The sequence below is a fragment of the Actinomyces glycerinitolerans genome, assembly GCF_900098745.1.
Taxonomy (GTDB): Bacteria; Actinomycetota; Actinomycetes; order Actinomycetales; family Actinomycetaceae; genus Actinomyces; species Actinomyces glycerinitolerans.
In genome coordinates this window covers 232,321-243,425 of record NZ_FQTT01000013.1, presented here as the reverse complement: position 1 = coordinate 243,425, position 11,105 = coordinate 232,321, and the positions used below count along the sequence as shown (strand labels likewise).

The window sequence follows — 11,105 nt, the reverse complement described above, 5'->3', positions numbered from 1 at the left end:
CCCTGGGCCGCCTGATGCTAAGGGGTGTTGGTGGGTTGGGGTGTGGTGTGGGGGCCGAGGTCGGTGGTGATGGCGGTGGGGTCGAGGGTGGCGTCGGCGCGTTGGAGGGCGGCGTCGAGCAGGTCTAGGGGCGCGGGTGCGCCGGGTTGGTTGGTGTTGGATACGGTGGTCAGGACGATGATGCCGGGCTCTTGGCCGTTGTTGGTGGTGACGGCGGCGTAGATGCGCTCAATATGATGCTGGGCGCCATCCTCACCGGTGGTGGTGATGGTGAAACCTGCCAGGGTGTCCGGCAGGCCCTCAGTGGCGTGGAAGGCGCCGGTCTCGGATTCGGGTGGACCCACGGACCAGAACTGGGTCTCCTCTTTGGTGCCATCGCAAGCGGCAATGTCCTTGGCTATGCTCGCGAAGCTTCCGTTGGGCCTTATAGTGGTCAGGGCGAGGGCGAGAGTCTCATACACCGTGGCGTCGCCCACTTCATACTCGACGGTGACCGCGTGGTCAGGCTCAGACAGTAGAACACGTTTGTAGATGCTGCTTTCGATGCGCTTGCAAATCACTTCCACGCGCATTCCGGGGTAGGCGGCCTGGCTGGTTGCTCCGGGGACGTCTGCGAGCGTTAGGGCGGTGGTGGGGATGGGCTCCGGCGTGGCGGTCGCCTCTTGGCCGGCGCCACCGTGACCGCAACCAGCAAGGAGGAAGGACGCCAGGACCAGCGGCAAGAACGATCGAAGACTACGCGCGCGTCTCATGGGTAGCGTTCCTGGAATTGCTGATCAAAACTGTTCTTCACTTCGCCGACGGCATCACCCATGCATCCCGGGGTGTCGGCCAGCATCTCTAGTTCGGTGTTCGCTCTCTTTTTCTCCTCGTCGCTCAAATGTTCGTATTCTTGCGGTGTAATTAGTCGGTAGGTGCCGTCAGGATCTTGGACGGTGGCAGTGGAATAACTGTCGAGAGTGTGGCCTGAGTCGGGGTCTTGGTAGCCGTTGAGGCCCGCGGCGTCGGCAGCCCAGAGCATGCGGCGCATGTAGGAGGAGTAGGCTGCATTTCTGATGGCTCGCCGTTTCTCGTCGGTATTGTCGTCACCGTTCCGCCAGAGGCTGGTGTCGTCCTTCAGCAGGTCAATCAGCGTGCTTGAGTCACACACGGCTGCATTGTCAAAGGCGTCGGAGACACATTGTTGGGCGAGCTCGGCGAGCTCGGAGGCGGGCTTGTTAGCCAAATCAGTCCACGCCTGAGCGAACCGGTAGTCCGGATTTGCCGCTCCCCGGATACCTCCCGTACCGATGGCATTTGTAGTACCGCCTTCAACCTCGGCCCAATAGTCGGCAAAGATCGTCAGGTCTTCTTCGTCGCTGCCTGGCGGTAGTGAGTTGAGCTCCGCGTTGTTGACAGCGGTGCGCAGGTGGATCATAGCTCGGCCGTCGCGGCCGATAACCCCTAGAATCACGTCTAGGCTAATGTGGTTGAACCAGGGGCTGTTCGGGATCTTTTGGCCGGTTGCTGTGGTGAGGGTGTAGGTGCCGGGGTATTCCCAACCCCCGGTGGCGTAAGAGACGATCAGGGAATCCATGTAGGCCTCAAGGATGTGTTCGAGGGACTGTGCACCTTCAACACCGCGCTTGCCGTGCTTGACGCGCTTGACGCCGAAGTCCTTCCGGTGCGCCATGGCTTCGATGCCGAATGCGGCAACGTTCGCGCACGCCTGACGATCGATCGTCATGAAGTCGGTTGTGGTTGAGGCGGAGTCCAGGGCTGCGGCGATGCCGGACAGGTCGCCGTCGTAGACGTGCTCACCGACCCAGTACTCAACGCGGCCATCGTCGCCGGTGAAGAACTTGTAGGAGGCGCGGCCGTGGGCACCCAGGTCATGCATGATGATCGTGGGGATGTCGTGGGCCCAATCCTCGTCGGCCTCCTCGACCATGCCCGGAAGGAAGCGTGGTCGGCCGTTCCACGCCCAATCGTGTGGGTACCCCGCTGCTGCCGCCTGCCGTTGGATTCGGTCCATCTTGTCGGCTGCGCCGAGGATGAGCTCGTCGCTGGCTCCACTGGCGTCGTAGAGGAGATATGCAAGGGACTCGTTGCGGTTGCCGAGCTGGTAGTAGAGGGAGGCGGGGTCCGGGTACGCCGCCGCCTCGACCAGGTCGGCGCCGAACCGCCGGGCGTAGCCCAGTTCCCACTTCTTCGACGCGGCTCCCAGGGATCGTTTCAACTGGCCCAATGTCTTCCGGGCCAATTTGCTCTCGGCGTCACTGGCCCGGTGGGTCAGGCCCACATGATCACCCACCGCCTCGGTCAGTGCCAGCGTCCCATCGGCACCCAGACCACTGAACATGGCAGCGAGGGCATCGGAGTCGTCGCACGAGGTTTCCAGAAAACTGCTCAGCTTGCCCAGGGTGAGCTCGTCGGCATCTTCCTGTCGGAGGACTGCGGTGGTGAAGCCATCCAGTGGAATCGCATCCACGGAGGTGGTTGACTTGTCATGGCAGGCGGCCAGCGAAGCCGCGACCGGCAAGGCGGCGAGCGACATACCGAGAAATATGCGTCGAGAGTGGTGGCTCGGTGTGTCGGTGGAACCGGTCACGACAACCTCTCATCTATCACTGGCAGCTGTTTGGCGTCCACAACACTGGCGTGCCGTCCCGGCGGGACTGGATGCCGGCACCCGTTACCATATCGTGCCTCAATGCTCCTGCGCTGTCTTCGCCGCTAAGGGGTGTTGGTGGGTTGGGGTGTGGTGTGGGGGCCGAGGTCGGTGGTGATGGCGGTGGGGTCCAGGGTCGCATCGGCGCGTTGGAGTGCGGCGTCGAGCAGGTCCAGGGGCGCTGGTGTTGCGGGTTGGTCGGTGTTGGACACGGTGGTCAGCACGATGATGCCGGGGTACTCGCCGTTGTTGGTGGTGACGGCGGCGTAGATGCGCTCAATATGATGCTGGGCGCCATCCTCACCGGTCGTGGTGATGGTGAAACCTGCCAGGGTGTCCGGCAGGCCCGCGGTGGCGTGGAGGACGCCGTGCTCGGGATCGGGTGCGCCGTTGGACCAGAACTGGGTGGTCCGATCGGTGCCGTCGCAGACGGCTACATCCTCAGCAATGCTGGCGAAACTCCCGTTGGGCCTTATAGTGGTCAGGGCGAGGGTGAGAGTCTCATACACAGTGGCATCGCCCACTTCATACTCGACGGTGACCGCGTGGTCAGGCTCAGACAGTAGGACGAGTTTGTAGATGCTGTTTTCGATGCGTTTGCAAATCACTTCCACACGCATTCCGGGGTAGGCGGTCTGACTGGTTGCGCCTGGGATGTCCGCGAGCGCCAGGGCCGTGGTGGGAATGGGCTCCGGAGTGGCGGTAGCCTCCTGATCAGCGCCACCATGACCACAGGCAGCGACCAGGCCGACCGCCAGTACCAGCACCAAGGACGAGCAAAGACTACGTGTGTAGCTCATGAGAATGGCGCTCATGTTTCGGCGTCGTCTGGGTGGGCGGGCGTTACGCCACTCCTGTCGGGTGCTTGCTGAAGTTGCCGTCACGACAATCACTCTTGCTGGGGGGTGTTGGTGGGTTGGGGTGTGGTGTGGGGTCCGAGGTCGGTGGTGATGGCGGTGGGGTCGAGGGTGGCGTCGGCGCGTTGGAGTGCGGTGTCGAGTAGGTCCAGGGGTGCGGGGGTGGCGGGTTGGTCGGTGTTGGATACGGTGGTCAGGACGATGATGCCGGGCTCCCTCCCGTCATTGGTGGTGACGGCGGCGTAGATGCGCTCAATGTGGTGCTGAGCACCATCCTCACCGGTCGTGGTGATGGTGAAGCCCGCGGGTGTCCGGCAGACCCGCGGTGGCGTGAAAGACGCCCTCTCCGGACTGTATTATGTCTTCGGGCCAGTACTGGGTGGTGAGTTCAGTGCCGTCGCAAGCGGCAATATCCTTGGCAATACCGGCGAAACGCCCGTTGGGCCATATAGTGTTCAGGCCGAGGGTGAGTGTCTCATAAACCGTGGCATCACCCACTTCATACCCGATGGTGACTGGGTGGTCCGGCTCTAACAACAGAGCAATACTCCGAATGCCCTCTTCGATACCTCTGCAGAGCACTTCCATGCGTATTCCGTGGTAGGCGGCCTGTGTGGTTGCTCCGGGGATGTCCGCGAGTGTCAGGGCGGTGGCGGGGATTGGCTCCGGGGTGGCGGTCGCCTCCTGATCGGTGCCACCGTGACCGCATGCAGCTAACATGCCTGTCGCTAGCGCCAGAATCAAGAATGATCGAAAGCTATGTGTGTGGCTCATGAGTAGCGTTCCTGGAACTGCTGATCGAAGTGGGTCTTGACGTTGGCGCTAGCGGTTCCCATTCCATCTGCGCTCTTCGCTAGGCTTTCCAGCTGGGTGTCCGCAGTTGCCTTGTCTTCGTCGCTCAGACGTTCGTATTCTTGCGGGGTGATGAGTCTGTAGGTGCCGTCCGGCTCTTGAACGCTGGTGATGCTGTCACTGTTCAGCTCTTGGCCGGAATTGGGGTCTTGGTATCCGTTTAGGCCAGCGGTATCAGCCGCCCAAAGTAGCCTGCGCATGTAGGAGCGGTAAGCCTCGTCAGCAATGACTTCCTGCCTGTCAGTTTCTGCGTCCGCATTGCTCGCCCAAGTGTTGCTTGCCTCTTGCTGGAGGTGGTTGATCAGGGCGTCCGAGGCCCAGCCAGCACCCTTGGTGGTTCCCGGTGGGGCGAAGGTTTTGACCAGGCCTGCTAGCTCGGAGGCGGGCTTGCCTGCCAGATCGATCCAGGCCTGCGCATACTCATCGTTTGATTTCTCCGCGTCAATGGCGCCGGTACCAATGGCATTGGCTATGCTGCCCTCGGTGGCGCCCCAGTCATTTGCAATTACAGTAAGCTGGTCACGGGTGGTTCCTTGGGGCACTGATTTGAGTTCGGCGCTGTTGACGGCGGTGCGCAGGTCGATGAGGGCCTGTCCGTCGCGACCGACGACTCCGAGTACCGCATCCAATGTCTCCTCGCTGAACCAGGGGCTGTCGGCGATTGTTTGGCCGGCTGCTGTGGTGAGGTCGTAGGTCAGATCGCTTCCTCCGGGTCTGCTAAGTGAGTCCGCATAAGTGTCGACCAGGGAGTCCATGTAGGTCTCAAGGATGTGCTCAAGTGACTGGGCTCCCTCGACTCCCCGTTGGCTGCGTTCGACGCCGAAGTCGTCCCGGCCGGTGAGGGCCTCAAGGCCGCGCGCGGCAATGCTGGCCGTTTCCTGCTTGTGGGCTCTCATAAGGTACGGGGGGGTCGAGGCGGAGTCCAGGGCGGCAGCGATACCGGACAGATCACCGCTGTCATAGGCGTACTGGCCCGCCCAGTAGTCGACCCGACCATCGTCGCCGGAGAAGAACTCGTAGGAAGCGTAGGGGTGGCCTCCCAGGTCGTGCATGATGATCGAGGGAATGTCCAGGGCCCAGGCCTCGTCCGCCTCGTTGATCATTGCTGGGAGGAAGCGTGACGGCGTACCCCAGTTCCATGGGCTCGGCATGCCGCGTTCGTCGGCCTCGTGCTGTAGCTCATCCATCTTCTCCGCCGTACCCAGGATGAACTTATTGCCTGCGGTGGTGTCGTACAGGAGGTAGGTTAGGGACTCATTGCGGTTCTCAAGCCGGTAGTAAGAGGAGTCAGGATCCGGGCACGCTGCTGCCTCCACCAGGTCGGCACCGAACTGCTGGGCGTAGTCCGGCTCCCACTGCTTGGTAGCGATCTCGAGTCCCTCCTTGAGCTGCGCGAGTGTCTTCTGGGCCATCTCGCGCTCGGAGTCGCTGGCACTGTAGGTCAGGCCCGCATGGTTGCCCACCGCCTCGGTCAGTGCCAGCGTCCCATCGGGACCCAGACTGCTGAACAGGGCAGCATTAACGTTCTCGTTGCCGCCCCACGTGTCCAGATACTTGCTCAGGGTCTCCAGGCGCGGATCGCCCTTCTCATAGTCGGAGGTAGCGATGTCGGTGCCGAGAGACGCGATCGCCTCGCCAAGAGCGGTCTCCATCTCCTCCAGGGTGTCCGGGTCCTCGCCATCGACCTCATAGCTCACCTCCCCGGACTCGGGCAGGTTGCCCTCACTGTCGGAGTTGATCAGCACAATCCAGTCGACCTTCGCCGACAGGAAGGTCGACTCGTCTTGCAGGCTTTCCACGTAACCAGGAACCTCCGCCAGGGACGACGTCGACAGGTACAGTCTGCGTCCCTCCGACGCGCTGGTGTCATACAAGTCCTCCACACTGTCCGCAAGACCGGACAGAGAGGTGGCCGCGGAACGCAGATCCTCAATATTGACCTTGACCAACGTCATGACCGCACATCCTCCTCAAACAGGGCCAGGAAATATCCACCATTGCGTGGCAGACGGAGCCTCACTCCCAGGCCGCTGCCACGTCTTGACACACCTTCGTACAGACATGACCGAAGCCGTTAGGCGGAGTAAGGGAGAAGGCAATCGCCGCATTGAGATCCGAGGAGTGGTCCCCGATGGCGTCCCGGTAGAGGTTCTTCTGAAGATCCCCATCGGTGCTGTCAGCGTCGCCGCACATGCATGGCCTCCCAGCAGGGTTCGAGGAACAAAACTGCCGTTACCGTACCGTGTCGTTACGCAGGATGGGTGTGCGCCAGCTCACACAACCGTCTCGTTTGAGGTTCTATCGGGTCTGGTAGCGCACTCCGATGGCTGCTATGGTCAAATTGTGATTTTCCCGTGCGCGATGTTCCTGGGAGGTTCCTGATGAGGTTTGGTGTGCGTAAGCGGGCCGGCGCGGTAGTGGGGGCCGTGCTGCTGGCGGGGGCGTCCCTGATGGCATGCTCGTCCGGCTCCGACGAGGGCGGCCTGGACATCCCGACTTTTGATCCGGAGGCGATGGCCTCGGAGGATGCGGCTGCGTCGGCGGCGGCAGCAGAGGCATCCGCCTCGGCCGCAGCGTCTGCCGCCGCGGCCGGTGTGGTGAGCGCTGAGTCGCTGACCGATGCGGAACTGGGCTATTACGTGGTGTCAATCCCGGAGGATCTCGACGAGGCGCAGGCGCAGGTGCTGGCGGACTACGTGGCCTACGACAAGGCCACCTGGCGGGTCTGGTTCACCGGGGAGGGCATTGACGACGTCGCCCTGGTCGCCACCGGGGACTTGTTGGATCGGATCTATGAGAACTACTCGAACCTGAACGGCGAGCACTCCAACCCTCCGGTCAGCGTCGGGATCAGCGAGGTGACCATTACTGACGACGGCACACTCGCAAGCATCACTACGTGTCTTGATCGTACGCAGACAACCCGATCGGATGCTGACGGCAACGACATCACCGACCCCGAGGTCCAAGCTCTGGTCGAGTTCTCGATCCAGATGGTGCCCGACGCCGAAGGCAACTGGGTTGCGTACGAGGAAACGGCGGTTTCTGAAAACGAGTGCACTACGGAGCAGAGCTGATGCGTAAATCGAGAGCCGTCATATCGCCTATCCTGGCGCTGGTGCTTTGCGTCGCTCTTCCGACACCCACTGCGGCTGCGGTCGACGGGGACTCAACGCGTCCGGATACGACGGTGTCGGTTGGTGGTTCGCAGTCGTCCGATGGCGGAGTGTCGTTGGAGGCGTCGGTGAAGGTGACGTACACGATGGCCAGCGGTGGGGCTGCGGATGCCGTAACGTCTACGGCCTCGCAGGTGACGTCGGTGGCGCCGTCGTGCGGATACAAGCCTGGCCGTACGGGAGCGGAAGCGGCCGAGTTCATTGGCGGATTCGGCGATGAGAAGGCGAACAGGGCGGTGGCCGCCATGTACCCGGGCTGGGAGGACTATGTAGACGACACCACGGGGCGCTGGTGGACGCGCTACTGCGACGAGTCGGCCTTTGCGGATCAAGACGCTTACGTTGAGGCGGCACGGGAGTTCAACGCAGAGCACCCGTGGCACGTGTGGGTGGCCGAGGGCGAGGACCCTCCGGACTCTGAGGTAGATCCGGCCGCGTTGGCGTCTGCGGTGTGGACGAGCGTGAGCGCGGACATTCCGTCTCCTAGCATTGACCGGAATCCTACGATCGGTGAGTCCCAAGCGACTGTTGTCGGTTTTGATACCTGGGTGTGGGCTACGGCGGATACACCTACGCGGGTGGAGATTGTTGCCGCGGTGGGCTCGACCAGCGTGACGGTTATTGCTACATCGTCGGGGCTGGATCTTTCGGCGCAGGACGCCGAGGCCGATTGCACGGGCTTCGGGATTCCGTGGACTCCTGCTAACGATGCTAAGGGCACCGACTGCGTTATCGTATTCGACCGTTCCAGCGCTCATCTGGGCGGCACTACCCCGATGAATGTCGATGTCCAGTACAGCGCGTCGTGGAAGTCGACTACGGATCGTTCGGGTTACCTGGGTGCCCTGACCACTACCAGCACTGTTGAGATCCCAGTCGCTGAGATCCAGGCCCTGAACACCAACACCCGCCAGCCCTAGGTCGTGCATCGCACCGGCACGGGGCGGGAGGTCGGGATGCCGCTCAGCCGATCCCGGCAATGGGCGCGGATAGGGGAGTGCCGGAGGCGTCCCGACGCTCGTCGGGGTCCGGCAGGTCGACCGGCTGGCCGCCACTGCCCACGGCCCGGGCCGGACCGACCCCCACCCAGGCGAGCACCAGTTGATCCTCGCCGCGCAGGAAGCGCTGCGCACGCACGCCCCCGGTCGCCCGGCCCTTGGCCGGGTAACGGTCCAGCGGGGTCACCTTGACACTACCGGAACCGGTCCCAGGCAGCGCCCCCGCGCCGTCCGCGACTGTGACCACCACGGCCTCGGCCAGCAGGTCGACGGGCACGGATGCTCCGGCGACGACGCGAGCACCCTCGTGCAGGGCCACCCCCGCCATGCCGCCGGCACCGCGCCCCTGCGGGCGCACCTTGGCCGCCTCGAAGCGCAGCAGGCGGGCATCGGAAGTCACCAGCACCAGCATGTCGGAGTCCGCGGCCGCCCCGGCGAAGACCACCCGGTCGCCGTCGGCCAGTGCGATCACCTCCCAGGCATCGCCGTGCTTGGGTTCGCTCCCCGGCTTCACCCGCTTAACCACGCCGCCGGCGGTGGCCAGCACAATCGGGGTGCCAGACGTATCTCCGGGGGAGCCGATGGGCACCAGGCCCACGATCCGCTCGTCCGGCTCGACATCCGCCAGCAGCCGCGCGGGCTGCCCGCCGGCCAGCGACGGCGCCCCCTCCAGGCGCGGCACCTCCGGGGTGGACAGCACCTCCATGCGCACCAGCCGACCCGTATCGGTGATCGCACCGACGTGCCCGCGCGCCGTCGTCGCCACCTGGGAGACGAGGGCGTCATGGCGCTGCCGCCCGCCCGAGCGCGGCACCGGCTCCGCCCCACCCACACGGGCCACCAGCCCGGTGGCAGACAGCAGCACCCGACACGGGTCATCCGGCACCGTCAACGGCACCTCCCCGGTCCCGGCCATCAGGCTGACCGCGGCGGCCTGTCGCATGGCCTGCGAGGCGCCGGCGCCGGCACCACCGGGCGCGCCCACGCCGCCGTTCAGCGCCCCCGCGCCCGTCCCGGCTGCCTCCAGCAGCACGGTGCGCCGCGGCGTGCCGAACTCTTCCGCCACCGCCGCCAGCTCGCGGGACACGGTGTCACGCAGCAGCGACTCATCGTTCAAAATCGCCTCCAGCTCGGCGATCTCGGCCGCCAGCTCGTCGCGCTCCTTCTCCAGCTCGATCACGGAGAACTTGGTCAGGCGCCGCAGCTGCAGCTCCAGGATGTAGTTGGCCTGCGGCTCGGACAGGTCGAACACCTGCATCAGGCGCCGGCGGGCCGTGGCCGCGTCCTCGCTGGAGCGGATCACCTGAATGACCTCGTCGATGTCGACGATCGCGATCAGCAGGCCCTCCACCAGGTGCTGGCGCTCGCGTCGCTTGCCCAGGCGGAACCGGGTGCGCCGCTCCACCACCGTCAAACGGTGGCGGACGAATACGTCCAGCAGCTCCCGCAGGCCGAGCGTGCGCGGCTGGCCGTCCACCAGGCACACGTTGTTGATGCCGAAGGAGTCCTCCAGCGGCGTGTGCCGGTACAGCTGCGCCAGCACCGCCTCGGGGTTGTAGCCGTTCTTGACCCCGATCACCAGCCGGGTGCCGTGCTTGCGGTCGGTCAGGTCCGCGACGTCGGTGATGCCCTGCAGCTTCTTGGAGGACACCGTCTCCTTGATGCGGGCGATCACCTTCTCCGGCCCCACCAGGTAGGGCAGCTCGGTGATCACAATGCCCTTCTTGCGGGCGGTGATGTTCTCAATGCGGGCCGTGGCGCGGGTGGAGAACTTGCCGCGGCCGGTGCGGTAGGCCTCCCGGATCCCGTCCAGGCCCACGATCATGCCGCCGGCCGGAAGATCCGGCCCCGGCACGAAGGCCATCAGCTCCTCCAGGGTGGCGTCCGGATGCGCCAGCAGGTGCCGGGCCGCCGCCACCACCTCGGTGAGGTTGTGCGGCGGCATATTGGTGGCCATGCCCACCGCGATGCCGGAGGCGCCGTTGACCAGCAGGTTCGGGAAGGCCGCCGGCAGCACCTCCGGCTCGGTGAGGGTGTAGTCGTAGTTGGGGGCGAAATCGACCGTGTCCTCGTCGATGTCCGCCGTGAGCGACAGGGCGGGTGCGGCCAGCCGCGCCTCCGTATAGCGGGGCGCGGCGGGGCCGTCGTCCAGGGAGCCGAAGTTGCCGTGCCCGTCCACCAGCGGCAGTCGCATGGTGAAGGGCTGCGCCAGCCGCACCAGCGCCTCATAAATGGCCACGTCCCCGTGCGGGTGCAGCCGCCCCATGACGTCGCCGACCACGCGGGAGGACTTCACGTGCGGCCGGTCCGGGCGCAGTCCCATCCGGTCCATCTGGAACAGGATGCGCCGCTGTACCGGCTTGAGCCCGTCCCGGGCATCCGGCAGGGCGCGCGCGTAGATGACGGAGTAGGCGTACTCCAGGAAGGAGGTGCGCATCTCCGTGGGCAGGTCCTGCTCGACGATGAGATGGTCGGTGGGCGGGGGCGTCGGCGGGGCGGACTTCGGCATAGTCGCATTGTGGCCCGCCGCGGCTTCGCCAAGGGGGCAACGACACCCGGGTGCGGCGGCAAC

The 11,105-nt window shown here is 64.7% G+C and carries 9 protein-coding genes; 2 read left to right on the top strand and 7 right to left on the bottom strand.

Annotated features, from left to right (window positions below):
- Nucleotides 1-17: 17 nt before the first annotated feature.
- From ACGLYG10_RS12685 to ACGLYG10_RS16265, 6 genes are all read right to left on the bottom strand, one after another.
- On the bottom strand, nt 18-752 hold the full coding sequence (locus ACGLYG10_RS12685; RefSeq protein ID WP_139240984.1) for a hypothetical protein: 735 nt from the start codon (nt 750-752) through the stop codon (nt 18-20).
- A complete protein-coding gene (locus ACGLYG10_RS12680) occupies nt 749-2,536 on the bottom strand; it encodes a hypothetical protein (RefSeq protein WP_073332627.1) in 1,788 nt (595 codons plus the stop codon). The genes ACGLYG10_RS12685 and ACGLYG10_RS12680 overlap by 4 nt, the downstream gene beginning before the upstream one ends.
- Before the next feature lie 179 nt (nt 2,537-2,715).
- A complete protein-coding gene (locus ACGLYG10_RS12675) occupies nt 2,716-3,450 on the bottom strand; it encodes a hypothetical protein (RefSeq protein ID WP_139240983.1) in 735 nt (244 codons plus the stop codon).
- A 333-nt stretch (nt 3,451-3,783) separates the two neighbouring features.
- Nucleotides 3,784-4,281: a hypothetical protein gene (locus ACGLYG10_RS16040; RefSeq protein WP_139240982.1), complete on the bottom strand. Its 498-nt coding sequence runs from the start codon at nt 4,279-4,281 to the stop codon at nt 3,784-3,786.
- Nucleotides 4,278-6,314, bottom strand: coding sequence for a hypothetical protein (locus tag ACGLYG10_RS12665; protein ID WP_073332619.1), 2,037 nt, complete (start codon nt 6,312-6,314; stop codon nt 4,278-4,280). Before ACGLYG10_RS12665 ends, ACGLYG10_RS16040 begins: the two co-directional genes overlap by 4 nt.
- A 61-nt stretch (nt 6,315-6,375) precedes the next feature.
- Nucleotides 6,376-6,552 (bottom strand): hypothetical protein, encoded by a 177-nt coding sequence (locus ACGLYG10_RS16265; RefSeq protein WP_159097655.1) that lies wholly within the window; start codon nt 6,550-6,552, stop codon nt 6,376-6,378.
- A gap of 200 nt (nt 6,553-6,752) precedes the next feature.
- On the opposite strand from ACGLYG10_RS16265, the gene ACGLYG10_RS12660 reads away from it, so the two are divergent.
- Both ACGLYG10_RS12660 and ACGLYG10_RS12655 read left to right on the top strand, forming a co-directional pair.
- Nucleotides 6,753-7,436 (top strand): hypothetical protein, encoded by a 684-nt coding sequence (locus ACGLYG10_RS12660; RefSeq protein ID WP_083565902.1) that lies wholly within the window; start codon nt 6,753-6,755, stop codon nt 7,434-7,436.
- Nucleotides 7,437-7,603: 167 nt separating this feature from the next.
- Nucleotides 7,604-8,455, top strand: coding sequence for a hypothetical protein (locus ACGLYG10_RS12655; RefSeq protein WP_139240981.1), 852 nt, complete (start codon nt 7,604-7,606; stop codon nt 8,453-8,455).
- A 43-nt stretch (nt 8,456-8,498) separates the two neighbouring features.
- Here the strand turns inward: ACGLYG10_RS12655 and ACGLYG10_RS12650 are convergent, their stop codons facing one another.
- On the bottom strand, nt 8,499-11,042 hold the full coding sequence (locus tag ACGLYG10_RS12650) for a DNA gyrase/topoisomerase IV subunit A (protein WP_073332616.1): 2,544 nt from the start codon (nt 11,040-11,042) through the stop codon (nt 8,499-8,501).
- Between the last annotated feature and the right edge of the window lie 63 nt (nt 11,043-11,105).

Excerpts from the sequence above, each read along its gene's own strand:
- ACGLYG10_RS12680 (WP_073332627.1), bottom strand. The coding sequence starts at position 2,536 with ATGTCGCTCGCCGCCTTGCCGGTCGCGGCTTCGCTGGCCGCCTGCCAT.
- ACGLYG10_RS12665 (WP_073332619.1), bottom strand. The coding sequence starts at position 6,314 with ATGACGTTGGTCAAGGTCAATATTGAGGATCTGCGTTCCGCGGCCACC.
- ACGLYG10_RS12650 (WP_073332616.1), bottom strand. The coding sequence starts at position 11,042 with ATGCCGAAGTCCGCCCCGCCGACGCCCCCGCCCACCGACCATCTCATC.
- ACGLYG10_RS12685 (WP_139240984.1), bottom strand. The coding sequence starts at position 752 with ATGAGACGCGCGCGTAGTCTTCGATCGTTCTTGCCGCTGGTCCTGGCG.
- ACGLYG10_RS12675 (WP_139240983.1), bottom strand. The coding sequence starts at position 3,450 with ATGAGCTACACACGTAGTCTTTGCTCGTCCTTGGTGCTGGTACTGGCG.
- ACGLYG10_RS16265 (WP_159097655.1), bottom strand. The coding sequence starts at position 6,552 with ATGTGCGGCGACGCTGACAGCACCGATGGGGATCTTCAGAAGAACCTC.
- ACGLYG10_RS16040 (WP_139240982.1), bottom strand. The coding sequence starts at position 4,281 with ATGAGCCACACACATAGCTTTCGATCATTCTTGATTCTGGCGCTAGCG.